Consider the following 25,421-nt stretch of genomic DNA (forward strand, 5'->3'; position numbering starts at 1 on the left):
CGGCCTGAAAACGCCAAAACGCAGCGGCGGGCGCAGATGCCGGCGGCAGGTGCTTTCAGGCTGCCGCTGTCTGCGGTAAGCCCTATGGCAGCCTGAAAGGCGTAAAGCGGCGTTTTTTCCGGCGCCGCCCGTTTATCGCCGCGGCGGAAAATGGTATATTGCGCCGCTTTGCAGGCCGTTGCGGCCAGATGTCCACCCCCACTTCGGAGAATCGAGATGACCCTGAAAACCACTCCCTTCAACCAAGCCCACAAAGACGCGGGCGCGAAATTGATCGACTTCGCCGGCTGGGAGCTACCCATCCATTACGGCTCGCAAATCGCCGAACACGAAGCCGTGCGCACCGATGCCGGTATGTTCGACGTATCGCACATGCTGGTTACCGACGTAGCCGGCGCCAACGCCAAAGCCTTTTTCCGCAAACTGATTGCCAACGACGTCGCCAAGCTGGCCTTTGTCGGCAAAGCGCTGTACTCAGCGATGCTCAATGACAAAGGCGGCGTGATTGACGATTTGATCGTGTACCGCACCAACGAAGCCGAAACCCAATACCGCATCGTGTCCAACGGCGCCACCCGCGAAAAAGACAGCGCCCAGTTCCAAAAAGTCGGCGCCGAGTTCGGCGTGGCCTTTAATCCGCGCTACGACTTGGGCATGCTCGCCGTGCAGGGCCCCAAAGCGATTGAAAAACTCTTGACCGTCAAACCCGAATGGGCAGACGTGGTCAACAATCTCAAGCCTTTCCAAGGCGCGGATTTGGGCAAGGACTGGTTTGTCGCCCGCACCGGCTACACCGGCGAAGACGGCGTGGAAGTGATTTTGCCCGGCAGCGAAGCGGTTGCCTTTTTCAAAGCGCTGGAAGCAGCGGGCGTCAAACCCTGCGGTCTGGGCGCACGTGATACCCTGCGCATGGAAGCGGGTATGAACCTTTACGGCAACGATATGGACGACGACGTGAGCCCGCTCGAAGCCGGTATGGGCTGGACGGTTGATCTGAAAGACGAAGCGCGCGATTTCGTCGGCAAAGCGCCGCTCGTTGCGCTGAAAGAACAAGGCGTGGCGGTGAAACAAGTCGGCCTGCTGCTCGCCAAAGGCGGCGTGCTGCGCGATCATATGGAAGTCGTTACCGATGCCGGCCGCGGCATCACCACCAGCGGCGTGTTCTCGCCCAGCCTGAAACAGTCCATCGCCATCGCCCGCGTGCCCAAAGCGTTTGAGGGCGACGCCGCCAAAGTGCTGATTCGCGGCAAGGAAGTCGATGTGCGCGTGCTGAAACTGCCCTTTGTGCGCAACGGCCAAAAGCAGTTTGACTAAACCGATACGCGCTAAGGTAGCCTGAAAAGTTTTTCAGGCTGCCTTTTGCCGTGCCAACAGAAAAAAACAGAGAGTAAAACCATGAGCCAAACCATGACCAAAACCGGATCACTGCTGCTGGCACTGGCGCTGGCCGCCTGCTCGGGCGAAGGGGAAAAACCGACCCCGCTCGCAGCTTCCGTTTCCGCACCGACGGCAGCTTCCGCTCCTGCTGCTTCCGTTCCCGCCGTTGCGGCATCGGCGCCCGCCGCCGCAAGCTGTCCGCCGGAAATGCCCGCTGAAATCGCCGGCATTTTGCAGCCCTATCTGCCGCAGGTGGGCAGAAGCTGCGCCGATGTCAAATTGCGCTACGGGCTGGACGAAGAGCCGTCGGAAGAGTATCCGCAGGCTACCCATTTTATTCTGGTCGGCCATATCGAAACCGACAATCCGGGCCGCGATATCGTCAAAAAACTGTTTGGCGATCGCGATATCGGCCTGATTGGCGATGGCGATGTCAGCGATGCCGGTTCGTTTGTCGAAGGCGGCAGCGAATGTCTGTTTTCCTACCTGCCCGAAGGCGTCGATACCATGGACGAGAAGGTGGAGCTGAAAGCCGATGTGAAACGCGAGTACCGCGTGGTGTTCACCTGCGGCGCCAAGACGTCCCAATAGCGCGTTTGTGCGTGAAAAAAAGCAGCCTGAAAGTTTTCAGGCTGCTTTTTGCTTGGGCGGCGGAGTTTGCTTTGTGCCGCTCAAGCGCCGACGGTGCGGCGCATATCCTGCAGCTGCTGCAGCACGCGGCGGCTGGCAACGCCTTCGGGCAGCCTGAAATCGATCAGCAGCCTTGTGAGCCTGACTGCCTGCTGCAGGGCGTCGCCGTCGGCAAATTCGCCCGCGACCAGCTGGCGCAGCAGGCTGCCCGGCACGATGATGCCGCCCTGTTCGGGCGCGTCGGTGGCGGTTTCTTCCAGCATGCGCTCGGGATGCAGGCGGTAATGGGCGTCGTCTGCCAGCGGCCGGCCGGCGGCGTCGCGCGTCAGATCGGGGGCGTAGCCCGTTTCGCGCAGCAGCGTCCATTCAAAGCGGCGCAGCGCGGCAACGGGATTTTCGTTTTGGCAGATGCGGCGCATCAGCGCGGCCAGCTCGTCAAACAGCAGTGGATGCGGGTCTTCGCGGGCGGTGAGTTTGAGCAGCAGCTCGTTGGCGTACAGGGCGCTGAATAGGGCGCGGCCGTGCGGCTGCGGCCAGCCGCCCAGCCATTCGGCGCGGTGCAGGGTTTTCAACTCTTCGCGGCCGAACCACGAGGCCGACAGCGGCACGAAGGGCACCAGTATGCCGCGCAGCTCGGAACCGCGGGTGCGGGCGCTGCGGGCGAGCAGGGCAAGGCGGCCGTGTTCGCGCGAAAACACTTCCAGCCACAGGCTGTTTTCCCGCCACGGTTTGGACGAGAGCAGAAACACTTGCTGATGATTGACCCGCTGGGTTTGCGCCATGGCTGATGCCTGTTGGAAAAAAGTGCGGATTATAGCGGATGCGGCGGCGCGGGCGGACACCGTTTTCCCGGCGGCAGCCTGAAAACGGATGATTCAAAGCAGCCTGAAAGCCGTTTTGCCGCGCGGGACAGCGGCGCCGTTTGCGCTATAATCGCGCCTTTTTTTCAGGCTGCCTGCCCGTTTCCCCTATGCGTCTCACCCACATCAAACTTGCCGGTTTCAAATCCTTTACCGACCCCACCACCATCCACGTGCCCGGGCAGCTGGTGGCGGTGATCGGCCCCAACGGCTGCGGCAAATCGAATGTGATCGACGCGGTGCGCTGGGTGCTGGGCGAGGCTTCGGCCAAGCAGCTGCGCGGCGAGAGCATGCAGGACGTGATTTTCAACGGTGCCGCCACCCGCCGGCCGGCGCCCAGGGCGTCGGTGGAACTGGTATTCGACAACGGCGACCACAGCCTGCAGGGCGCGTGGGGGCAGTATGCCGAAGTCAGCATCCGCCGCCAGCTCACCCGCCAGGGCGAATCGAGCTACTACATCAACGGCCAGCCGGTGCGCCGCCGCGACATTACCGATTTGTTTTTGGGCACCGGCGTCGGCGCGCGCGGCTACGCAGTGATCGAGCAGGGCATGATTTCGCGGATTATCGAAGCGCGGCCGGAAGAATTGCGCGCCTATATCGAAGAGGCGGCGGGCGTTTCCAAATACAAAGAGCGCCGCCGCGAAACCGAAAGCCGGCTCAAAGACACCCGCGAGCACCTGCAGCGGCTGGGCGATTTACAGGGCGAACTGGCGCGGCAGGTGGAAAAGCTGCACAAGCAGGCCGAGGCCGCCGAGCGCTATCGGGCGCTGAGCGACGAATTGCAGCACAGCCAGAACCGCTACGATTTCGCCCGCTGGCGCCAGGCGCTGGCCGATGCCGATGCCGCCGAGGCCGAACACGAGCAGGCACAGGCCGGACAGGACAGCCTGGCCGAGCGCCAGCAGGAATTGAACGAAGCGGTGCAGACCCTGCGTGCCGCCGAAGCCGAGCAGCAGGAAGCGCAAAACCGGCTCAACCGCGAACACGCGCTGCTGCGCGAGCAGAGCGCCCGTTTGGAAGAACAAATCCGCTCGCGCCAAAACCAGCGCCAGCGCATCGAGCGCGACCGCACCGCGATGGCTGCCGCCGTGCAGAAAATCGACCACGAGCAAAAACTCTTGCACGAGCAGGCGCAGGCTCTGGCCGACGAAGCCCAAGAGCTGGAAGCGCAGTTGGCGCTGCTGGCCGAAGAAACCGCCGCCTGCGAAGAGCGGCTGCCCGAACTCGAAGCCGCGCAGCAGCAGGGTGCCGCCGCCCGGCAAAACCAGCAGGACGAAGCCGGCCGCATCCGCCGCGAGCTGGCCGTCAAGCAGCAGCAGTTGCAGTACAGCCGCAGCGGCATCGCCCAAATCCAAGCGCGTCAGTCGCGCCTGCAGCAGGAAGCCGCCGCGCTGAATCTGCCCGCTGCCGACGAGCTGGCCGCCGCCCAGCTGGCCGCCGCTGAAATACAGGCGCAGTACCAAACGGCCGAGCAGGTTTTGCAGGCGTTGGAACAACAATCGGGCAGCCTGAAAACCGATTTTCAGGCTGCCCAAGCTGCTGCGGGAGAAGCCGAACGCCGCCTGCTGGCCTTACAGGCCGAGCAACAAACCCTACGCGCCCTGACCGAAGAAGCGGCGGCGGGCGACTTTTGGCAGGGCAGGGCAGAAGCCGCCGCTCCCGCGCTGTGGCAGCACATCCGCGTGCCGCAGCAGTGGCAGGCGGCGCTGGCGGCGGTATTGGGCGAGCGCCTGCACGCGCGGGCGCTGCCGCCGGATTTCGCCCCGGCCGCGCCGCTTGCCGCCGCCCCCGCCGCCTGGTTCGACCGCGAAGCCGCCGCGCCGCAGTCCGCCCGCCCCGCGCAGGCGCTGTTAAACCAAATTCAGGCGGAAAAACCGTTTCAGGCTGCCTTAAACCATTGGTTGGCGGGCGTGCTGTGCGCCCCCGATTTGGATTACGCGCTGGCCAACCGCAACAGGCTGGCCGAGGGCGAATGCTGGCTGACGCCCGAAGGCCACCGGATCGACCGCATCGGCGTGCTGCTGCACCACGCCGCTGATGCCGCGCGGCTGATGCGCCAGCAAAGCCGTCTGGCCGAACTCGACAGCCTGCTGGCCGACGCCGCGCCCGCTTTTCAGGCTGCTGCCGAGCGCGCCCAAAGCCTGTCGCAGCAATATGAAGCGCTGGATGCCGAACAGCGCCGCGCCCAGGCCGAGCAGCGCCGCCTGGCCGCCGAACTCAACGGCGCCCGCCAGCAGGCCGGCGAGATGCTGGCGCGCACCAACCAGGGCCAGCTGCGCCGCGAGCACATCGAGCAGGAGTTGGCGCAGTTGGCGCAGGAAGCCGAAGAGCTGGCCTACACCGCCGCCACGCTGGAAGACGATGCCGCGCTGCTTACCGAGTCTGCCGCAGGCTTGAACGAAAGCCATGCCGAAGCCGAAGCCGTCTACCGCGGGCAGCAGCAGGCGCTCAAGCAGGCGCAGCTGGCCTTGCTGGAAGCCAACCGCCGCCACGGCGCCGCCGAAATCGCCGTCCACCGCAGCCGCGAGCAGCAGCAAAGCCTACGCGAGCGCATCGCCGCGCTGGAAGCGCAAAAGGCCGACTGGCAGGAGCGCCAGAGCGAATTGGAGCTGGTCAGCGCCGAAGAGCCGGACGAGAGCGAGCAGTATCTGCGTTTGGAAGAGCTGGGCGAGACGATGTCCGCGCTCGATGAGCAGATTCAGGCTGCCACCGCCGCGCTCGCCGCCACCCGTGCCCAAGGGCAGGCGCAGTATCAGGCTTTGCAGGACTTGTCCGCCAGCCAGCCGCAATGGCAGGCCGCCGCGCAAAACGCCCTGCTCAAACAGCAGGAAGCCCTGCTCAACGCCAAGCATTTTCACGACGCGCTCACCGCCCGCGAAGCCGGTTTCGACGAGCTTGCCGCCGAGTTCGAGCGCGAAGGCAGCCTGAAAGACGCAGGCAGCCTGAAAGATTTGCCGCAGCAGATCGAGCGCCTGAACAACAGCATCCGCGCGCTCGGCGCCGTCAATCTGGCCGCGCTCGACGAACTTGCCGAAGCCTGCGAGCGCGACGATTACTACCGTAGCCAGAGCGAAGACGTCCAAGCCGCCATCGCCCTGCTGGAAGAAGCCATCGCCCAAATCGACCGGGAAACCAAAGAGCGCTTCAAAACCACCTTCGATGCCGTCAACGAAAAAGTACGCAGCTTTTTCCCCACGCTGTTTGGCGGCGGCGAAGCGGCGCTGCATATGGTCGGCGACGATCTGCTCAGCGCCGGCGTGTCGATTATGGCGCGCCCGCCTGGCAAGAAAAATTCCACCATCCACCTACTCTCCGGCGGCGAAAAAGCGCTGACCGCCATGAGTCTGGTGTTTGCCCTGTTCAGCCTGAACCCCGCACCGTTTTGCCTTTTGGACGAAGTCGATGCCCCGCTCGATGACGCCAACACCACCCGTTTTTGCAATCTGGTCAAAGAGATGAGCGCGCAAACCCAGTTTCTCTACATCTCCCACAACCGCCTGACCATGGAAATGGCCGAACAGCTGATCGGCGTAACCATGCAGGAAAAAGGCGTCTCGCGCATCGTCGCCGTCGATATCAAACAGGCGCTGCAAATGGCCGAGGCAGCCTGAAAAAGGTTTCAGGCTGCCTGCCGTCTTTAAGTCTTCTAACTGTTTATCAAACCGAATTTATCAAACCGAAAGCCGATGATGTCAGCCCCCACCGAACAAGATTTCTCCGCCATCACCGCCGCCTTTACCGCCGTCTGCCCCGAAGACGTAGAGCGGCTGATTGCCGGCGGCCGCAGCGCCGTGGTGTTTTTCGGCCGCGAAAGCTGCTCCTACTGCCGCCGTTTCCTGCCCAAACTCGCCCGCGCCGTCCGGCAGACGGGCGCGGCGGTACATTTTGCCGACAGCCGCGACAAAGCCGCCTGGGCAGAGCTGCGCGCCACCTACGCCATCCGCACCGTCCCCGCCCTGTTGCGCCTGCCCGAGGGCGAAGCGGTGTGCGATTCGTCGTTAAGCGAAGAGCGGATTGCGGCGTTTCTGACGGCGCAGGCAGCCTGAAAAACTTGCCCGACCCAAAAAAGCAGCCTGAAAACCGTTTGCTGCGGTTTTCAGGCTGCTTTTTGTGCGGCTCGGCGGCGCTTAGTCGAAACCGGGTTGTTTGCCGTGCAAAAAGCGCACGGCTTCGTCGCGGCTGCCTTCGAGTATCAGCGGCATGGCGGCCAGCGATTTGGCGACGGCGCGCTCGATCAGTTCGCGCTCGGCGGCGGGCGGTTTGCCGAGCACGAAGCTGGTTACCAGATTGCGGTCACCCGGGTGGCCGATGCCCAGGCGCAGGCGGTAGAAGTCGGGGGTGCCCAGCCGCGCTTGGATGTCTTTGAGGCCGTTGTGGCCGCCGTTGCCGCCGCCGATTTTGAAGCGGGTTTGGCCGCAGGGGATGTCCAACTCGTCGTGGGCGACGAGGATTTGGTCGGGGCGGATTTTGTAAAACTGCGCCAAGGGGGCGACGGACTGGCCGGAGAGGTTCATAAAGGTGTCGGGCTTGAGCAGCCAGATGTCGCCCTGCGGCCGCTCGGCGCGCGCTGCCTGGCCGTGGTATTTTTTCTGGCTTTGGAAGGAGACGCCCCAGGCGTGCGCCAGCTCGTCGAGAAACCAGAAGCCGGCGTTGTGGCGGGTGTGTTCGTATTGGCTGCCGGGGTTGCCCAGGCCGACGATCAGTTTGATGTCCATAATCTGCAATCTGTAAAAGGTTTCAGGCTGCCTGAAAGCTCAGGCAAACCAGCCGCGCAGGGCTTCGAGCCCCATGTGGCGGATGTTGAGCGCGGCTTGGGCGCGGGTTTTGGGTTTGGCGTGGTAGGCGATGCCGAAACCGGCGGCCTGCAGCATCGGGATGTCGTTGGCACCGTCGCCGACGGCGGCAACCTGATGCCGCTTTAGACCGAGCGCCAGGCGGTGTTCTTCCAGCAGCCGCGCTTTGGCAGCGGCATCGATAACCGGGCCGACGACCCTGCCGGTGAGTTTGCCGCCGGCGGTTTCCAAGGTGTTGGCATACGCCCAGTCCAGTCCCAGCCGCTCTTTGAGCCGCTCGGTAAAAAAGGTGAAACCGCCGGAAACCAGCAGAAACTTCACTTGGTGCTTTTTGCATTCGGCCAGCAGATACTCGGCGCCGGGCGACAGGCGCAGCGCGTGTTCGTACACATCATCCAGCACGCTTTCGGGCAGGCCGGCCAGCAGGGCGACGCGCTCGCGCAGCGAGTCTTCAAAGTCCATCTCGCCGCGCATCGCCCGCTCGGTTACCGCCGCCACTTGTTCTTTCAAACCGGCTGCGGCGGCGATTTCGTCGATGCACTCGATGGTAATCAGCGTGCTGTCCATATCGCTGACAATCAGCCCCAAATCGGCAAAGGCGGTATCGGCCAGCAGCGCGTATTCGGCACCCGCCGCATCCAATTCGGCGGCCACTTCCGCGGGAATAGCGGCATCTGCGGCTACGGCAAGGCGCAGGCTGCTGCCGGTTATGCTTTCAGGCAGCCTGAAATGCCGCGCGGTCTGCACCAGCGGCAGAGCGGCCAAGTTCGGGTGTTGGATAACGAAAACCTGTTTCATCTAGGGTGCCGTTTTGAAAAAACGCCGCATTTTACAGACGCGGCGGCAGGGTGCAAGCGCGGCAGTCAAAAAGGCAGCCTGAAAAGCGTGTTTACGGCTTTCAGGCTGCCTGTTGTTTGCGCTTAAGGTGGTATTTATCCGCCGAACAACCGGCTGAAAAAGCCGCGCTTGGGTGCCGGCTCGGCAGCTTGCTTATCTTCTGTCGCCGCCGGCTCGGGTGCGGGGCGGTAAACGGGATGACGGTCGAAACTCTGCGACACCGGCATCATCTCCAGATAATTGACATTAACGTGCTTGGGCGTCTGATACAGCCACAGCGCGGCGGCGGCGACGTCTTCGGGCGCGAGCGCCTGCACGCCTTCGTAAACGGCGGCGGCGCGCGCTTCGTCGCCCTTAAAGCGCACCTGCGAAAACTCGGTGCCGCCGCACAGGCCGGGTTCGATATTGCTCACGCGCACGCCGCTGCCGTGCAAATCGGCGCGCAGGTTCAGGCTGAATTGGTGCACAAAGGCTTTAGTGGCGCCGTACACATTGCTGCCCGGGTAGGGGTAGCTGCCGGCAATCGAGCCGATATTGATCACGTAGCCTTCGCCGCGCGCCACCATCTCCGGCAACACTTGGCGGGTGAGATAGGCCAGGCCGGTGATATTGGTGGCGATCATGTTTTCCCAGTCGGCAAAATCGGCCTGGTGGGCGGGGGAAAGATCGAGCGCCAGACCGGCGTTGTTGATCAGGCAGTCAATACTGCGGAAGGCTTCGGGCGCTTCGGCCAGCGACGATAAGGCGGCATCAACCGATTCTTTGCTGCGCACGTCCATCGCCAAAGGATGAAACAACTCGCCCAATTCGGCTTTCAGTCCGTCCAAACGCTCGCTGCGGCGGGCGGCGCCGATAACGGCAATGCCCGCGGCGGCAAACTGGCGCGCCATCGCCGCGCCAAACCCTGCGGAAGCTCCGGTAATCAATACGGCCATGATTTTTTCCTTTCCGTGAAATTAAGGTATGATGCGCCGCCTTTGCGCCGGCCTTTCGGCTTCAGGCAGCCTGAAAAACACAGCGATAATAACACCGACGCCGCATCACACGATAGGAACACCCGCATGAAAAAACCGATTTTGATTTTTGCCCTGAGCGCTCTGCTGCTGGCCGCCTGCGACGGCGGCGCAGGTGCGGGTGGCGCCAAAGGGCCGCTGTCCGAAGAGCGCAGCATCGCCTTCAAAACCTTTATGCCCGGTTTTTCGCGCATGGGCAAAATGGCCAAGGGCGACGAAGCCTATGTGCCCGAGCAGTTTGAAAAACTGGCGCAGACCTTCAGCAGCGAAGCGCGCGAGCCTTTCGAGTATTTCGCCAGCGACCCCGAAGGCAACGGCGACGCGCTGCCCGGCATCTGGCAGCAGCCGCAGCAGTTTAAGGCCGAGCAGGACAAATTTTTCGCTGCGGTGGACGAACTCAACGCCGCCGCCAAAAGCCAGAAACTCGACGACATCCGCGCCGCCTACGCCAAAGTGGAAGAAAGCTGCACCAGCTGCCACAGCAGCTACCGTCGGCCGAAATAGCCGCGCCGCCGTTGAATAAGAAAAAGCAGCCTGAAAAGCGTTTGGCACGTTTTTCAGGCTGCTTTTTTGCGCTTTAAAAAGCGGGAAAAAGGTTTCAGGCTGCTTGGGCGCTGTTTTTCTACGCTTCAGGCAGCCTGAAAACCGTCGGGCGCGACCTTAAGCCTTAATCCCAGTCTTGGGCGACAAAGCGGGCGCTCTGGCCTTGGTTGTTTTGCAAAATCAGATAATGGCCGTCGAGCCGGTAGCGGGTGAAGCTGCCGATGCGGCTGGAAAAATCGGCTTCCAGCTTCATGCGGCCGTCGCAATACATGCGGGTGGCGGCGACGCTGCCAAAGCGGATGCGGCCTTCACGCTGCTGCGGCGCGGCGGTTTCAACGCTGAACATCAGCCGGTTGCAGCCCATACTGCCGCTTGCTTGCGGCAGCGAAGTCAGGTTGATGCCGGCCTGCAGGCGCTGCAGCTCTTCGCGCCCGAAGCCCGGCCATTGTTCGAGCATCCATTGGCGTTTCAGGCCAAGCTGGGTGGTGGGTGCGGACTCGCTCTGCGGCGCGGGCTGGCCGGCGGTGCAGGCGGCAAGCATCAGCGTGCAGGCGGCAGCGGCAAGGGTGGGGCGGGTCATGGTCTTTTCTTTCTAAACGGGTGGGGCTGGCTTGGGCGGATGCAGGCAGCCTGAAAGTTTTGCGGCAGGCGGATTGTAGCCGTTTGCGCGGCGGCGGGCGAACCGGCGTTTTTTTTTCAGGCTGCAGATGGTACAGAGTCGGGCAATAAAGTGCCGCCAAAGCCGGAAAAGCAGCCTGAAAGCGCCAAGCGCCTTTTCAGACTGCCGGCAGGGGTTTACAATCGATTACATTCCAATAACGTTTCGCATTAGAGGAGGCGGATATGGCTAAAAAGCTGTTACTGGGATTAGTGCTGGCGCTGGTGGCCGGGTTTGCCGCTTACCGTTTCGGTTTCAGCGGCGGCGAAGACCCGCTGGCCGGCATTGCCCGCGCCAACGGCCGGTTGGAGTTCGAGCGCTTGGACGTGGCGACGCTATATGCCGGCCGCATCGAGCGCGTGGAAGTGGACGAGGGCGACGAAGTGGCGTCCGGCGCGGTGCTGGCGCGGCTGGAATCGGCCACCACCGAAACCCAGGTGGCCGAAGCGCGGGCGCGGCGCGGCCAGCTCGAGCAGAGCGTGCGCCGCGCCCAAGCGCAGGTGGAAGCGCAGCGCCAGCAGCTCAAAACCGCGCAGATGGATGCCGACAACGCCCGTGCGCTGTACCGCGACGGCCTGATTTCCCAGTCCGAACTCAATGCCCGTCTGGCGCAGCGCGATGCGGCGCAGGCGGCGGTGCAGGCAGCGCGCTCGGCAGCGGCCGAAGCGCAGTCGGGCGTGGGGCAGGCGCAGGCGCTGGTGGATCGGGCGTCGTCGGTGATGGACGATTTGGCCGTGCGTGCGCCCAAAGCCGGCCGGGTGGAATATGTGCTGGCGCAGCCCGGCGGCGTGCTGCCGGCTGGCGGGCGGGTGGTGAGCCTGCTGGATTTGGACGACGCGGGCATGGATATTTTTCTGGCCGCGCCCGATATCAACCGCATTCCGCTGGGCAGCGAAGCGCGGCTGGTGTTCGACGGGCTGGACGCGGTATTTCCGGCGCGGGTAAGGCATGTGGCGGCACAGGCGCAGTTCACTCCCAAATTTGTCGAAACTGCCGAAGAGCGCACGCGGCTGATGTTCCGCGTACGGCTGAAAATCGACGCCGACACCGCCCGCCGCTACCGCCGCTGGCTCAAAGGCGGCATGACCGCCACCGGCTATGTGCGGCTCGACCAAACCCAATCCTGGCCGGCGCAGCTGGCGGTGAAACTGCCGCCGGCAGGGCAGCCTGAAAGTGCTGAGACCGCATCTGCTGTCCAAAAGCAGCCTGAAAACCCGAGCAGGCAGCCTGAAAACGCTGCTTCCGGGGCGCGGTCGTGAACGCCGTCGAAATCCGCGGCTTAAGCCACAGCTACCGCGGTAAAACCGCGCTCGACAATATCACCCTGAGCCTGCCGCAGGGCGCCAGCATCGGCATGATCGGGCCGGATGGTGTGGGCAAATCAACGCTGCTGGCGCTGATAGCCGGCGTGAAAACCATCCAGAAGGGCAGCGTGCGCGTGCTCGGCGCCGATCCCGCCCGCCGCCGCGAGCGCGAAGCGCTGCTACCGCGCATCGCCTTTATGCCGCAGGGCTTGGGCAAAAACCTGTATCCCACTTTGTCGGTGCATGACAACGTTGCCTTCCATGCCCGCCTGTTCGGCTTAAACCGGCGCGAGCGCGAAGAGCGCATCGCCCGCCTGCTCGATGCCACCGGCCTGACACCCTTTGCCGAGCGTGCCGCCGGCAAGCTCTCCGGCGGCATGAAGCAGAAACTCAGTCTGTGCTGCGCGCTGGTGCACGATCCCGAACTGCTGATCTTGGACGAGCCGACCACCGGCGTCGATCCCCTGTCGCGCCGCCAGTTTTGGCAGCTGGTGGCCGAGTTGCGGGCGGAAAACCCGGGCATGACGGTGCTGGTCGCCACCGCCTATATGGAAGAAGCCGAGCAGTTCGACTACCTGCTGGCGCTGGATGCCGGCCGCGTGCTCGCCTGCCGGCCGATGGCCGAAGTGCTTTCCGGCGGCATCACGCTGGAAGCGGCCTATGTCGCCATGCTGCCGGCCGAGCGGCGCAGCCCGTGGCACGACGAAATGCTGACGCCGTTTGCCGCCGATCCCGCGCTGCCGCCCGCCATCGAAGCCGAGCATCTGAGCAAGCGGTTTGGCGACTTTATTGCGGTGAACGATGTGAGTTTCCGCATCGCCCAGGGCGAGATTTTCGGCTTTCTCGGCTCCAACGGCTGCGGCAAATCCACCACCATGAAAATGCTCACCGGCCTGCTGGCCGCCAGCGACGGCAGTGCCCGCCTGCTCGGCAAGCCGGTGGCCGCCGGCAATCTCGAAACGCGGATGCAGACCGGCTATATGTCGCAGGCCTTTTCACTCTATGAAGAGCTCAGCGTGCGCCAGAATCTGGTGCTGCACGCCCGTCTCTACCGCATCGCCCAAGCCGCCGCCGCCATCGACGGCGTGCTGCGCCAGTTCGAGCTTGCCGAACACGCCGACAGCCTGCCCGCCGCCCTGCCTTTGGGCGTGCGCCAGCGCCTGCAGCTGGCCGCCGCCTGCCTGCACCGCCCCAAAGTGCTGATACTCGACGAGCCGACTTCCGGCGTCGATCCCGCCGCCCGCGATATGTTTTGGCAGTATCTGCTGCAGCTCTCGCGCCAAGAGCGCGTCACCATCTTTGTTTCCACCCACTTTATGAACGAAGCCGAGCGCTGTGACCGCATCTCGCTGATGCACCGCGGCCGCGTGCTCGCCGTCGGCACCCCCGCCGAACTGGTGCAGCGCCAGCAGGCCGCCAGCCTGGAAGAGTCGTTTATCCGCTTTCTCGAGCAGGACGAAGCACGGGAAAGCGGGCAGCCTGAAAGCGTGGAGACTGTTGCCGCAGATAAAGGACAAAAGCAGCCTGAAAATACCGAAACAGGCACCGCTAGTAATCTTTCAGGCAGCCTGAAACCAAGCGACGGCGGCAGGCAGCCTGAAAATGCTGCGGAAGACGTTTCAGGCTGCCTGAACGGAAGTCAGAACGCTGATCAGAAGCAGCCTGAAAACCTAGCAAGGGCAGTTGAAGCAGTTGCGGAACAAAGGCAGCCTGAAACCCCCAAACCCAACACCGCCAACAATCTTTCAGGCAGCCTGAAAAGCGCCAAGGGCAGTAAGCAGCCTGAAAAACCGCGCCCGCGCGGTTTGCGCTACTGGCTGGCGATGGTGCTGACTTTCGCCCTGCGTGAGGGGCGGGAGCTGGCGGGCGACCGCATCCGGCTAATGTTTGCGCTGCTGGGGCCGCTGATTTACCTGTTTGCCGGCAGCTTGGGCATTTCCTACGATACCGACCAGCTGGATTTTGCCGTGCTCGACCAAGACCAAAGCCGCTACAGCCGCGAGCTGGTGCGCGAGTTTGAAGGTTCGGCCTATTTCCGCCGCGCCGCCGATTTGTCACGCCGCGAAGACATTGCCGCCGAACTGACCGCCACCCGTGTGGAGCTGGTCATCGAAATCCCGCCGCATTTTGGCCGCGACCTGTTGGCGCAGCGGCGGCCGCAAGTGGCGTTTTATATCGACGGCGCCATGCCGCAGCAGGGCGAAAACATCGCCGGCTATGCGCAGGGCATTGCCGCCGGCTACGCGCTGTCGCTGTACCGCACCTACGGCATCCAGCCTGCCGGCGCCGATCTCGATATGCGCTTTATCTACAACCCGACCTTTAAAAGCATCAATGCGCTGGCGCCGGGCTTTCTGATGCTGGCGCTGGTGATGATTCCGGCGATGATGACCGCGCTGGGGGTGGTGCGCGAAAAGGAGATCGGTTCGATTATGAATCTGTATTCCTCGCCCGCTTCCAGCCTGCAGTATCTGCTGGGCAAGCAGCTGCCGTATGTGGCGCTTTCGATGGGCGCTTATGTGATGCTGGTGGCGGTAATCGTGCTGGTATTGGATGTGCCGGTAAAAGGTTCGCTGGCGGCGCTGACGGCCGGCGCGCTGTGTTTCGTGCTTGCAACCACCGCTTTCGGCCTGCTGGTGTCGGCCTTTGTGCGTTCGCAGGTGGCGGCGATTTTCGCGGCGGCGATTCTGGCCATGATTCCGGCGATGAATTTTTCCGGCATGATTTACCCGTTTTCCACGCTCAGCGGTTCGGGCTACTGGATCGGCCGCGGCTTTCCCGCCAGCTGGTTCCAGATGGTCGGCCTGGGCGTGATTACCAAAGGGCTGCTCTGGCGCGACGTTTATCCGATTTTCGGCGTGCTGCTGGCGTTTTTCCTGGGCTATCTGCTCCTGGCTGCGCTGCTCTTGAAAAAACAGGAGTCCTGACATGCGCCTGCTGCACAATATTCTCTACCTCACCGCCAAGGAAATCCGCAGCTTTCTGCGCGACTATGCGCTGCTGGCGCTGGTGGTGTTTATGTTTTCTTCCAGCATTTATTCCACGGCGAAAAACATCACCACCGAGATGAAAAACGCCGCCGTTGCCGTGCACGACCAAGACCGCAGCACGCTTACCTACCGCATCCGCGATTCGCTGCTGCCGCCGCAGTTTAAAAGCGTGGAAGACATCGACGAGCCGGAGATCGACCGCGCGATGGATACCGGACGCTACACCTTTATCCTGTCTTTTCCGCCAAACTATACTGCCGACCTGCTTGCCGGCCGCCGGCCGCAGGTGCAGCTGCTGGTCGATGCCACCGCTATGTCGCAGGCCGGCAAGGGCACCGGCTATCTGCAGGAAATCATCCGCCGCGAAAACGCCGAATATCTGAAAGATTATGCGCCGGCGGTGCTGCCTTTCGAGCCGCAAATCAATATCCTGTTCAATCCCAATCTGAAAACCGAATGGTTTATGCCGGTGTCGCAAATCGTCGGCAATGCTGCGCTGATGGCGATGATTCTTGCCGGAGCCGCGGTTATCCGCGAACGCGAGCGCGGCACCATCGAGCATCTGCTGGTGATGCCGGTGGGTGCCGGCGAGATTGTGCTCGCCAAGATTGCCGCCAATGTGCTGATTATTCTCACCGCCAGCACGCTGTCGCTGTATTTCATCGTCCATCAGGCGGTGGGCGCGCCGATTAACGGCTCGCTGGCGCTGTTTGTTGCCTGCAACGCGGTGTTTTTGTCGGCAATGGCCGGACTGGGCATCTTTCTGGCCACCTGCGCGCCGACCATGCCGCAGTTCAGCCTGCTGTGCATCATTATCTACATCGCCATCAACCTGATTTCCGGCTCGGCCTCGCCGCTGGAGAGCCTGCCGCTGCTGATGCGCCAGATTTCCCGCCTTTCGCCCTTAACCCATTTCACCGCCATTTCGCAGGCGGTGGTGTTCCGCGGCGCCGGCTGGCAGGTGATCTGGCCGCACGTTGCCGCCACCGCCTTCTCCGGCCTGGCCTTTACCGCGCTGGCTGTTGCCCGTTTCCGCCAGATGCTGGCACGGCAGGGCTAGCCGTTTTCAGGCTGCCGGAAACGAGAAAGGCAGCCTGAAACCCCTTTGCGCTGCTTTCAGGCAGCCTGAAACCCCTTTGCGCTGCTTTCAGGCAGCCTGAAAACCGTCTGCCCGGCTTTTCAGGCTGCCTGCCGCCCCAAACCGAACCACGAAAGGAATCCGCCATGTCCGCCGTCCCGTTTCGTTTTGCCGCCGCCGCGCTGCTGCTGGCGCTGGCTGCCTGCCGCAGCACCGAGATTACCGCGCCGTCTGCCGTGCGCCTGCCGGCGAATTTCGAGCATGCCGGCGCAGCGCAGGGCAGCGCGGACATCGCCCGCTGGTGGCGGCAGTGGCCGGATGCGCAGCTGCAAAGCCTGATTGAGCGGGGCTTGGCGCACAGCCCCGATATTGCCGCCGCGCAATCGCGCTTGGCGGAAGCCCGCGCCACCGCGCGGCTGGCGGGTGCCGAGCTGAATCCGCAGCTGGGCGCGCAGGCTGCCGGCTACGGCTACCGCAGCGGGCGCGACGACCCGCATTTCGGTAACCATGCCACCATGACTTCTTTCGGCCTGCGCGCTTCGTGGGAACCGGATATTTTCGGCAAAAAACGCAGCGACGCCGATGCCGCCCGCGCCGCCGCGCTCGGCGTGCAGGAGCAGCTTTACGGCAGCCGCCTGCTGGTGGCAGCGGAGATTGCCGAACATTATCTGCACGCGCTGCGCATTCTCGAGCAGCAGACGCTGCTGGAGCGCCGTGCCGCCACCCTGCGCCAGTTGCAGCGCTATGCCGCCGGCCGTTTCCGCGCCGGCCAGGCCAGCGCCCACGATACCGATGCCGCAGCGGCGGCGGTGCAGGCGCTGGCGGCGCGGCAGGCAACGCTGGATGCCGAATTTGACCTGCACCGGCGCAGCATCGCCGTTTTAACCGGCCAGACGCCGCAGGATTTCCGTCTCGACACCGATGCCATGCGCCGCGCCGCGCTGCTGCAGCATCTGCCCGCCGCACCGCAGGGGCAGCAGCCGGCCGATCTGCTCGAGCAGCGCCCCGATATCCGCGCCCGCGCCGCCGAAGTGCAGGCGTATGCCGCCAAGCTCGCCAGCGCCAAAGCCGATCTGCTGCCGCGCTTTGAAATTAAATTTTTGTGGCAGACCGGCCGCATCGAGCTGGGCAGCGATCTGGCGCTGCTCAACAACCAGCGCAGCAGCAGCGGGGGCCTGCTCAGCCTGGGCGTGCAGCTGCCGATTTTTACCGGCGGCCGCATCCGCGCCAATATCGATGCCGCCGATGCCCGCCTGAAAACCGCGCTGCTGCGCTACGACCAAACCCTGCTGCAGGCGCTGGCCGACGTGGACAACGCCTATCAGGCGCAGGCAGCGCTGGCGCGGCAGCAGGAGCGCATCGCCGCCGCCGCACAAACCGCCGCCAAGCAGGTGCGCGACGACCGCCTGCTGTTCCGCCACGGCCGCAAAACGCTTGATGTCGCCCTGCAGGCCGAACTCTCGGCAGCGGATGCCGACGAAAAACTGGCCGACAGCCGCCTGGCCGCCGGTCTCAACCTGCTCGCTCTCTACAAGGCCTTGGGCGGCGGCTGGCAGCCTGAAAACGGGGTAGTGCGCTAAAGGGGGCAAAACAGCGTTTGCTGCGGTGGAAAACTCGTCCACAAAATCTGTGGGTAACAATGTGGATAAAAGCAGAATAATCCTTAAAACTTCTTTACTGATAAGCGTTGCCCTGTTTTTGCCTAAAAAACGCGCATGGCTAAATTTGTTTTAAATCATGTTGTTAATTTGGGTATATTGATTTGAAAGCGCTTTTTTATTCTTGACAAAAACCGCTTTGTGAAAAAGGCGCCGATGTGCATAAAACTGCGGGAAATTCGCCGTTTGCCCCAAGCAGCCTGAAAGCGCGGCCGGCGGCAGAAACGGCGAAACAAACACGGTTTTTAAGGTTTTTTGTGCTTGCATTCGCCCCGCCGTCTGCCTATGCTTGGCGCCCCGCCCGACAGGGTTTGCAAGCACACATCAGGAAAACACTATGGATACTTGGCAACAAAACTTGGCCGCGGTGCCGCTGGGCGATACCGGCCGCACCCTGGGCAGCGAAAAAGCAGTGGCCGCCGCCGAAATGCGCGCCGGCCGGCCGTATGTGAAGCTCGAATTCGGTTTTCCCGCGCAGCATCTGGCCGCCGGACTGCGGCAGGCGGTTTGCGATGCCATCGGCCGCGAAGCCGATGTGGAAATCGGCAGCCGCATCATCGCCCACAAAGTGCAGCAGGGCGTCGCCACCATCAAAGGCGTGAAAAACATTATCGCCGTGGCTTCGGGCAAGGGCGGCGTCGGCAAATCGACCACCACTGCCAACCTGGCCACCGCGCTGCAGCGCATGGGCGCCCGCGTCGGCGTGCTCGATGCCGATCTGTACGGCCCCAGCCAGCCGACCATGCTCGGCGTCGCCGAAACCCGCCCCGAGCAGCAAAACCGCAAATTCATCCCCGTGCGCAACCGCGATGGCATCCAAGTGATGTCCATCGGCTTTCTGATCGACCCCGGACAGGCCGTCGTCTGGCGCGGGCCGATGGTCAGCCAGGCGCTGCAGCAGCTCTTGTTCCAAAGCGAATGGGACGACGTGGATTATCTTTTCGTTGATCTGCCGCCGGGCACCGGCGACATCCAGCTTACTCTGTCGCAGAAAATCCCGGTAACCGGCGCGGTGGTGGTCACCACGCCGCAGGACATCGCCCTGATTGACGCGCGCAAAGCGGTGGATATGTTCGATAAAGTCAATATCCCGATTTTGGGTGTGCTGGAGAATATGTCGGTGCACGTCTGCACCAACTGCGGCCACAGCGAAGCCATTTTCGGCAGCGACGGCGGCAAAGAGCTGGCGGAAAAACTCAAAGTGCCGCTCTTGGGCCAGCTGCCGCTGTCGCTGCCGGTGCGCGAAGCGATGGACGCCGGCCAATCCGGCAAACTGCTGGCTGACTATCCCGCCGTCGCCCAAGTCTATACCGACGCCGCTTTTGCCGTCGCCCTGGCAGTGGCCGACAAAGGCAAAGACTTCAGCCGCGCCTTCCCGAAAATCGTCGTCGAATAAACTGTGAAGGCAGCATAAAGCAAAAAAGGCAGCCTGAAAGCCGCAAATCCGGCTTTCAGGCTGCTTTTGCAAACCACTATGACCGACACCCTAATCTATTTGTTCTTCACCGCCACGGCGCTTGAATTTCTCTTCGCCCTATGGCTAAACCGCCGCGCCCAAAGCGTGCTAGACGCCTTTATTGCCAACCCGCAGCTGCACGAAGTAGCGGGCAGGCCGTCCGATCTTTATTTCGTGTGGGACATTTACCGGCTGCGCTACCGCTTTGCCCGTTTCCTGAAAAACCATCCCGCCAAGCCTGCATCGCTTGCCTGCACCGAAGCCGATTATCTGCTTGTCCGCAGGCTGGCCATCGTACTGCTGCGGCTGGAAATCGGCCGCGGTCTGCTGATTGTGCTGCTTGTCGCCGCGCACCATTGGCTTCGTTAAAACCAAGGCAGCCTGAAAACCTTTTCAGGCTGCCTTTCTTTTATAATCCCGCCTTTTTTCAGGCAGCCTGAAACTGCCCAGCTCATTACTTATCAAGAGATTCTCCCAATGAACATCACCGCCACCCTTGCCGCCGAACTCTCCGCCACCACCGCCCAAATCCAAGCCGCCGTTTCCCTGCTGGACGACGGCGCCACCGTGCCCTTTATCGCCCGCTACCGCAAGGAAGCCACGGGCGGGCTGGACGACACCCAGTTGCGCACGCTGGCGGAACGTTTGCAGTATTTGCGCGAGCTGAAAGAGCGTCGCGCCGCCGTGCTCAAATCCATTGAAGAACAAGGCAAACTCACGCCCGAATTGCAGGCGCAGATTGAAGCCGCCGACAACAAAACCGCGCTGGAAGATTTGTACCTGCCCTACAAACCCAAACGCCGCACCAAGGCGCAAACCGCGCGTGAAAACGGTTTGCAGCCGCTGGCGGATTTGCTGCTTGCCGAGCAGCCGCAGGACGTGGAAACTGCCGCCGCGCCGTTTGTCAATGACAATGTACCCGACACCAAAGCCGCGCTGGATGGTGCACGCGCGATTTTGATGGAGCAGTTTGCCGAAAATGCCGAATTAATCGGGCGTCTACGCGAAAAACTGTGGAACGAAGCCGAAATCCACGCGCAAGTTGTCGCGGGTGAAGAAGAAAAAGGCGAGAAATTCAAAGACTATTTTGACCACCGCGAAACCATCCGTGCCATGCCCAGCCACCGCGCTTTGGCGGTTTTGCGCGGGCGCAACGAAGGCGTGTTGAACATCGTGCTCAAATATCAAGCCGACGACACGCCGATTACCCAAGCGAGCGAATACGAGCAAATCATCGCCGCGCAGTTTGGCGTGTCAGAAAATAATAAATGGCTGCGCGACACCGTGCGGCTGGCGTGGCGGGCGAAGATTTTTCTGTCGTTGGAACTGGAAGCGTTGAACCGTTTAAAAGAAGCCGCCGATCATGACGCAATTACCGTATTCGCCCGCAATCTCAAAGACTTGCTGCTCGCCGCGCCTGCCGGACGCTTGCCGACCTTAGGCTTGGACCCCGGCTACCGCAACGGCGTGAAATGCGCGGTGGTGGACGACACGGGCAAGCTGTTGGATACCGCCATTGTTTATTTACACCAAGAAAACAATATGTTGGCAACGCTTTCGCGCCTGATTAAAACCCACGGCGTGAAGCTTATCGCCATCGGCAACGGCACCGCCAGCCGCGAAACCGACAAACTCGCGGGCGAGTTGGTGCGCGGGCTGGCCGCGACCGAAGGAAGTCCCTGTGGGAAAATGGGGCTGCACAAAATCGTCGTATCCGAAGCCGGCGCGTCGATTTATTCCGCGTCCGAACTGGCGGCGCGCGAGTTCCCCGACTTGGACGTTTCCCTGCGCGGCGCGGTGTCCATCGCCCGCAGGCTGCAAGACCCGCTCGCCGAGTTGGTGAAAATCGACCCCAAATCCATCGGCGTGGGCCAGTATCAGCACGACGTGAACCAAAGCCAGCTCGCCAAATCGCTGGACGCGGTGGTCGAAGACTGCGTGAACGCCGTCGGCGTGGACGTGAACACCGCTTCCGCCCCGCTCTTGGCGCGGATTTCCGGTTTGAATCAGACCCTTGCCCAAAACATCGTCGCCTACCGCGATGAAAACGGCGCATTCGACAGCCGCAAAAAACTGCTGAAAGTACCGCGTTTGGGTGAAAAAACCTTCGAGCAGGCGGCGGGCTTTTTGCGGATTAACGGCGGCAAAGAGCCGCTGGATGCGAGCGCCGTCCACCCCGAGGCCTATCCCGTCGTCGCCAAAATGCTGGCTCAACAAGGCATTACCGCCGCCGAATTGATCGGCAACCGCGAAAAAATCAAACACATCCGCGCCGCCGATTTCACCGACGAGCGTTTCGGTTTGCCTACCATTTTGGACATTCTCGCCGAACTGGAAAAACCCGGCCGCGACCCGCGCGGCGAGTTTCAGACGGCCTCCTTCGCCGAAGGAATCCACGAAATCAAAGATTTGGAAGTTGGCATGATTTTAGAAGGCGTGGTCTCCAACGTCGCCAACTTTGGTGCGTTTGTCGATATCGGCGTACACCAAGACGGCTTGGTACACATCTCCGCGCTTGCCGACCGTTTCGTACAAGACCCGCGCGAAGTGGTTAAAGCGGGTGATGTGGTCAAAGTGAAAGTGCTGGAAGTCGATGCCGCCCGCAAACGCATCGCCCTGACCATGCGCCTTTCAGACGACCCCGCATCAGGTGTAGCAGGCAAAAGGCCGTCTGAAAGCCGAAATACGCGTTCCGACAACCGAAGCAGCCTGAAAAGCAGCAAAGCCCAACGCGAGAAACAACCGACCAACAGCGCGATGGCGGATGCCTTTGCCAAGTTGAAGCGGTAAGGACGTCTGAATTCCCATTAATAACTGAAAGCCCATTATGCAACTTACCTCCCTACTGAAAGACACCAACTACAATCTTTCCCAATTCAACGAAAAGCAAATCACCGAACTCGAACAGGCTGTTTTTATGAAAGCTGGCAAAAACGGGGATGTGCCGTATGTAAAATGCCTGGTGCGTAAAAAAGACATCCGGCTTACTCCCGAAGAAGCCGTTCGCCAGCTTTACCTGCTGAAACTGCATCAGGATTACAACTATCCCTACGAGCGCATGGAACTGGAATACGCCGTAACTTTCGGGCGCGAAAAGAAACGTGCCGATATCGTAATATTCGAGCGTGACAACCCTACTGTGGTTTACATAATTGTCGAACTGAAAAAACCCAAGCTTAAAGACGGCAAAGAACAACTCAAATCCTACTGCAACGCTACCGGTGCACCCATCGGCGTATGGACCAACGGCGACAGTATTTCCTATTACAACCGCCGCGATCCCAACTATTTCAAAGATATTCCAAATATCCCCAAAGTATCGGAAAAGCTGTCCGACGTATTGGGTGAACGCTGGACAATAGTCGATCTGATCGCCAACGACAAAGTTGCCCACGAGCGCAAATCGCTAAAAGATTTGGTTGTGGAAATGGAAGATGAGGTATTGGCAAACGCAGGCGTGGACGTCTTTGAAGAACTATTCCAACTGATTTTCACCAAGCTGTACGACGAAATGGAAAGCACACGCAACACGCTTCGCCACCTTGAGTTCCGTAACTACGGCGATACCGACATCGAGCTGAAAAGCAAGATTCAAGACCTGTTCGACCGCGCCAAAAAGAAATGGGAAGGCGTGTTTGCCGAGAGCGCGAAAATCAACCTTTCTCCCTCACATTTGGCCGTCTGCGTTTCCTCGCTGGAAGGTGTAAAACTGTTCAACTCCAATTTGGACGTGGTGGACGAAGCGTTTGAATACCTGATTAACAAATCCAGCAAGGGAGAAAAAGGGCAGTATTTCACTCCGCGCTATGTGATTGATATGTGCGTGAAAATGCTTGATCCAAAAGCGCATGAAACCGTAATCGATACCGCGGCAGGTAGCTGTGGATTTCCTGTGCACGCCATTTTCCATGTGTGGGCAAAACAGCTTGCCGAACGCGGCATGGAGCGCAGCCATCTGTTTACGGCCGAAGAAAAGCTACCTGAACAAAAAGATTACGTTGAAGAAAAAGTGTTTTTGCCATCGACTTTGATGAAAAAGCCGTGCGTGTCGCACGCACGCTCAATCTGATTGCAGGCGACGGGCAGACCAATGTTTTGCATCTCAACACGCTCGACTACGAACGCTGGGACGACAATACCACGGAAGAAAACTGGCTGGATGTATACGGCAACGGCTGGCGTAAGCTAAAAAAACTTCGCCAAAACAAATCACAAAACCGCGATTTCCAATTCGATATTCTGATGGCCAATCCCCCTTTTGCCGGAGAAATCAAAGAAACCCGCATCATTGCCCGTTATGAGTTAGGCAAGAAAAGCAACGGCAAATATCAAAACAAAGTCGGGCGCGATATTTTGTTTATCGAGCGCAATTTGGATTTTCTCAAACCGGGCGGGCGCATGGCAGTGGTGTTGCCGCAAGGACGGTTCAACAACAGCAGTGACAAATATATCCGCGACTATATTGCCGAACGCTGCCGCATCCTTGCCGTAGTCGGATTGCACGGCAACGTGTTCAAACCGCATACCGGTACCAAAACCAGCGTACTGTTTGTGCAGAAATGGGACGACGAGCTCTGCCCCAAACGCGACGACTATCCGATTTTCTTCGCCACCATGCAGGAGCCGAGCAAAGACAACAGCGGCGACAAAATCTACGTTAAAAATTCAGACGGCCTGCCAGTGTTGGATGACCACGGACACCTGATTGTCCGCCACGACTTGTTTAACCACGACGGCAAAACCCAAGACGGTATCGCCGAAGCCTTTTTGGAATTTGCCAAGAAAGAGAGACTGTCGTTTGTGGGAAAGGCCTAAGCCCTTTCAATGAAGCGAGATATAAGGCTTTGTTGGAAGGGTTGGAGATTATGGAAACACATTATTCTAAGTTAGAGCGCACTTTAAGAATTGATGCTGAGTTTTACAGTAAATCGTATTTTTTAATAGATAAAATATTACAGGGGGCATTGCCAATCACTGACTTGGTTTCTGTATCAGACGGAAATCATATGAGTATCAGTGAACATTTCATTGAAAAAGGTATTCCGTATTATAGGGGACAAGATGTCCACACATTTTTTATTGAGACCTCAAATCCAATGTATATTGGCAAAAGGATATTTGATACTAAGTTGATGCAGCGATCTCATTTAAAAAAAGGGGATGTTTTGTTGTCTATTGTTGGCACTATCGGAAATTTATCATTATTTTATTCTGATATGCTAGCCACATGTAGTTGTAAGTTGGCGATTTTGCGGAAGAAAAATATTAAGCCTGAAATTTTGGCTATATTTTTAATGTCAAAATATGGTCAGATGCAAATTCAACGGTTTACTAGAGGAGCAGTACAGCAAGGGTTGATTTTAGAAGACATGGATCAGATAAAAATACCTAATTTTACTGCTACTTTTCAAAATGAAATAAAGGATATTGTTTTTCAATCATATGAGAATCTTAGATTATCCCAAAAACAATATGTTGAGGCTCAAGATGCATTATTGAATGCTTTAAGTTTCACTGACTTTCAAACGATCTCTCCCTGCCTCAACCTAAAAATCCTTAAAGAAAGCTACCTGAAAACGGGGCGGCTGGATGCGGAGTATTACCAACCCAAGTATGAACATTATTGGAAAACTTTGCAATCTCAGCCACATACTTTTATTCGTAGCGAATACGATCTGATTACCAATAAGCCCTTACTGAAAGGAGCAAGCTGCAATTATGTTGAAATCGGTGATATCGATATTTCAGACGGTTCGTACAAAGCTAATTCAGTTTTGCATGAAGAATTGCCTGCCAATGCCAAAATTTCTGCCCGTAGGGGTGATGTGTTAGTTTCGACTGTCCGTCCGTATCGCGGTGCAGTGGCTATTGTTGAGAATGACGATAATCTAGTAGTTAGCGGTGCATTTACTGTATTGCGACAAAAAGCAGACAGTAATTTTAGGACGGAAATTTTAAAAGTGCTGCTGCGTACCCCGTTGTATAAAGATTGGTTGTTGCAATTTAATGTTGGCACCAGCTATCCGGTTATCAAAAACGAAGATGTTTTAAACCTGCCCATCCCACTTATTGATACCGCCACCCAAACCAAAATTGCCGATTATGTCCAAAAAAGCAACGCGCTGCGCCGTGAAGCAGACGCGCTGCTGCAACAGGCGAAATCGGCGGTTGAAGCAGAAATCGAAAATAAATCAATAATTTCAGAAACTTGCGGGGGGGGG

The 25,421-nt window shown here is 59.9% G+C and carries 21 protein-coding genes; 15 read left to right on the plus strand and 6 right to left on the minus strand.

The genetic code is table 11. The features are described 5' to 3' along the window. The first annotated feature begins 216 nt into the window (after nucleotides 1-216). Nucleotides 217-1,314: a glycine cleavage system aminomethyltransferase GcvT gene (gene gcvT / locus MB824_RS06605; RefSeq protein WP_238747241.1), complete on the plus strand. Its 1,098-nt coding sequence runs from the start codon at nucleotides 217-219 to the stop codon at nucleotides 1,312-1,314. Between the two features lie 81 nt (nucleotides 1,315-1,395). Further along, entirely contained in the window at nucleotides 1,396-1,968 is a 573-nt protein-coding gene (locus tag MB824_RS06610; RefSeq protein WP_238747278.1) for a hypothetical protein, read from the plus strand. 80 nt (nucleotides 1,969-2,048) lie between these two features. Here MB824_RS06610 and recO read toward each other — a convergent pair whose 3' ends face one another. Beyond that, a complete protein-coding gene (recO, locus tag MB824_RS06615) occupies nucleotides 2,049-2,789 on the minus strand; it encodes a DNA repair protein RecO (RefSeq protein ID WP_238747280.1) in 741 nt (246 codons plus the stop codon). A gap of 188 nt (nucleotides 2,790-2,977) precedes the next feature. Between recO and smc the strand changes: the two genes are divergently transcribed. Then, entirely contained in the window at nucleotides 2,978-6,481 is a 3,504-nt protein-coding gene (gene smc, locus MB824_RS06620) for a chromosome segregation protein SMC (protein WP_238747309.1), read from the plus strand. A 75-nt stretch (nucleotides 6,482-6,556) separates the two neighbouring features. Further along, nucleotides 6,557-6,916 carry a thioredoxin family protein gene (locus tag MB824_RS06625; RefSeq protein ID WP_238747317.1) on the plus strand — a complete coding sequence of 120 codons (360 nt, stop codon included), beginning with the start codon at nucleotides 6,557-6,559 and terminating at the stop codon, nucleotides 6,914-6,916. 81 nt (nucleotides 6,917-6,997) lie between these two features. Here MB824_RS06625 and pth read toward each other — a convergent pair whose 3' ends face one another. From pth to MB824_RS06640, 3 genes are all read right to left on the minus strand, one after another. Continuing rightward, on the minus strand, nucleotides 6,998-7,585 hold the full coding sequence (pth, locus tag MB824_RS06630; RefSeq protein ID WP_238747319.1) for an aminoacyl-tRNA hydrolase: 588 nt from the start codon (nucleotides 7,583-7,585) through the stop codon (nucleotides 6,998-7,000). A 39-nt stretch (nucleotides 7,586-7,624) separates the two neighbouring features. Beyond that, nucleotides 7,625-8,461: a phosphoserine phosphatase SerB gene (gene serB, locus MB824_RS06635; protein ID WP_238747321.1), complete on the minus strand. Its 837-nt coding sequence runs from the start codon at nucleotides 8,459-8,461 to the stop codon at nucleotides 7,625-7,627. A 134-nt stretch (nucleotides 8,462-8,595) separates the two neighbouring features. Next, complete coding sequence (locus tag MB824_RS06640) at nucleotides 8,596-9,435, minus strand: SDR family NAD(P)-dependent oxidoreductase (RefSeq protein ID WP_238747322.1); 840 nt, start codon at nucleotides 9,433-9,435, stop codon at nucleotides 8,596-8,598. A gap of 126 nt (nucleotides 9,436-9,561) precedes the next feature. Between MB824_RS06640 and MB824_RS06645 the strand changes: the two genes are divergently transcribed. Beyond that, nucleotides 9,562-10,017, plus strand: a complete 456-nt coding sequence (locus MB824_RS06645) for a c-type cytochrome (protein ID WP_238747330.1) — start codon at nucleotides 9,562-9,564, stop codon at nucleotides 10,015-10,017. A 163-nt stretch (nucleotides 10,018-10,180) separates the two neighbouring features. Here the strand turns inward: MB824_RS06645 and MB824_RS06650 are convergent, their stop codons facing one another. Further along, nucleotides 10,181-10,636 carry an META domain-containing protein gene (locus tag MB824_RS06650; RefSeq protein WP_238747339.1) on the minus strand — a complete coding sequence of 152 codons (456 nt, stop codon included), beginning with the start codon at nucleotides 10,634-10,636 and terminating at the stop codon, nucleotides 10,181-10,183. A 263-nt stretch (nucleotides 10,637-10,899) separates the two neighbouring features. Here MB824_RS06650 and MB824_RS06655 point away from each other — a divergent pair, with 263 nt between their 5' ends. The 4 genes from MB824_RS06655 (at nucleotide 10,900) to MB824_RS06670 (ending at nucleotide 17,666) form a co-directional block, all read left to right on the plus strand. After that, nucleotides 10,900-11,973 carry an HlyD family secretion protein gene (locus MB824_RS06655; protein ID WP_238747340.1) on the plus strand — a complete coding sequence of 358 codons (1,074 nt, stop codon included), beginning with the start codon at nucleotides 10,900-10,902 and terminating at the stop codon, nucleotides 11,971-11,973. Beyond that, nucleotides 11,970-14,945 carry an ATP-binding cassette domain-containing protein gene (locus MB824_RS06660; protein ID WP_238747360.1) on the plus strand — a complete coding sequence of 992 codons (2,976 nt, stop codon included), beginning with the start codon at nucleotides 11,970-11,972 and terminating at the stop codon, nucleotides 14,943-14,945. The genes MB824_RS06655 and MB824_RS06660 overlap by 4 nt, the downstream gene beginning before the upstream one ends. A 1-nt stretch (nucleotide 14,946) precedes the next feature. Then, nucleotides 14,947-16,068, plus strand: coding sequence for an ABC transporter permease (locus MB824_RS06665; RefSeq protein ID WP_238747366.1), 1,122 nt, complete (start codon nucleotides 14,947-14,949; stop codon nucleotides 16,066-16,068). A gap of 164 nt (nucleotides 16,069-16,232) precedes the next feature. Further along, nucleotides 16,233-17,666 (plus strand): efflux transporter outer membrane subunit, encoded by a 1,434-nt coding sequence (locus MB824_RS06670; RefSeq protein ID WP_238747373.1) that lies wholly within the window; start codon nucleotides 16,233-16,235, stop codon nucleotides 17,664-17,666. Between the two features lie 150 nt (nucleotides 17,667-17,816). On the opposite strand, the gene MB824_RS06675 is transcribed toward MB824_RS06670, so the two are convergent. Continuing rightward, nucleotides 17,817-18,011 carry a hypothetical protein gene (locus MB824_RS06675; protein ID WP_238747376.1) on the minus strand — a complete coding sequence of 65 codons (195 nt, stop codon included), beginning with the start codon at nucleotides 18,009-18,011 and terminating at the stop codon, nucleotides 17,817-17,819. Nucleotides 18,012-18,081: 70 nt separating this feature from the next. Here MB824_RS06675 and apbC point away from each other — a divergent pair, with 70 nt between their 5' ends. The 6 genes from apbC to MB824_RS06705 all read left to right on the plus strand — a co-directional run. After that, the gene (apbC, locus tag MB824_RS06680; RefSeq protein ID WP_238747378.1) at nucleotides 18,082-19,140 is read left to right on the plus strand and encodes an iron-sulfur cluster carrier protein ApbC; all 1,059 of its coding nucleotides are present in this window, start codon (nucleotides 18,082-18,084) and stop codon (nucleotides 19,138-19,140) included. A 78-nt stretch (nucleotides 19,141-19,218) separates the two neighbouring features. Next, nucleotides 19,219-19,569 (plus strand): hypothetical protein, encoded by a 351-nt coding sequence (locus tag MB824_RS06685; RefSeq protein ID WP_238747380.1) that lies wholly within the window; start codon nucleotides 19,219-19,221, stop codon nucleotides 19,567-19,569. 108 nt (nucleotides 19,570-19,677) lie between these two features. Then, the gene (locus MB824_RS06690) at nucleotides 19,678-21,990 is read left to right on the plus strand and encodes a Tex family protein (protein ID WP_238747382.1); all 2,313 of its coding nucleotides are present in this window, start codon (nucleotides 19,678-19,680) and stop codon (nucleotides 21,988-21,990) included. 37 nt (nucleotides 21,991-22,027) lie between these two features. Then, the gene (locus MB824_RS06695; RefSeq protein ID WP_238747385.1) at nucleotides 22,028-23,269 is read left to right on the plus strand and encodes a type I restriction enzyme HsdR N-terminal domain-containing protein; all 1,242 of its coding nucleotides are present in this window, start codon (nucleotides 22,028-22,030) and stop codon (nucleotides 23,267-23,269) included. Further along, complete coding sequence (locus MB824_RS06700; RefSeq protein ID WP_238747387.1) at nucleotides 23,242-24,015, plus strand: HsdM family class I SAM-dependent methyltransferase; 774 nt, start codon at nucleotides 23,242-23,244, stop codon at nucleotides 24,013-24,015. The genes MB824_RS06695 and MB824_RS06700 overlap by 28 nt, the downstream gene beginning before the upstream one ends. Nucleotides 24,016-24,065: 50 nt before the next feature. Further along, a partial coding sequence (locus tag MB824_RS06705) for a restriction endonuclease subunit S (protein WP_238747394.1) occupies nucleotides 24,066-25,421 on the plus strand: 1,356 nt, incomplete at its 3' end.

Origin of the sequence: Kingella pumchi (assembly GCF_022288825.1) — a bacterium.
GTDB classification, from domain to species: domain Bacteria; phylum Pseudomonadota; class Gammaproteobacteria; order Burkholderiales; family Neisseriaceae; genus Kingella_D; species Kingella_D pumchi.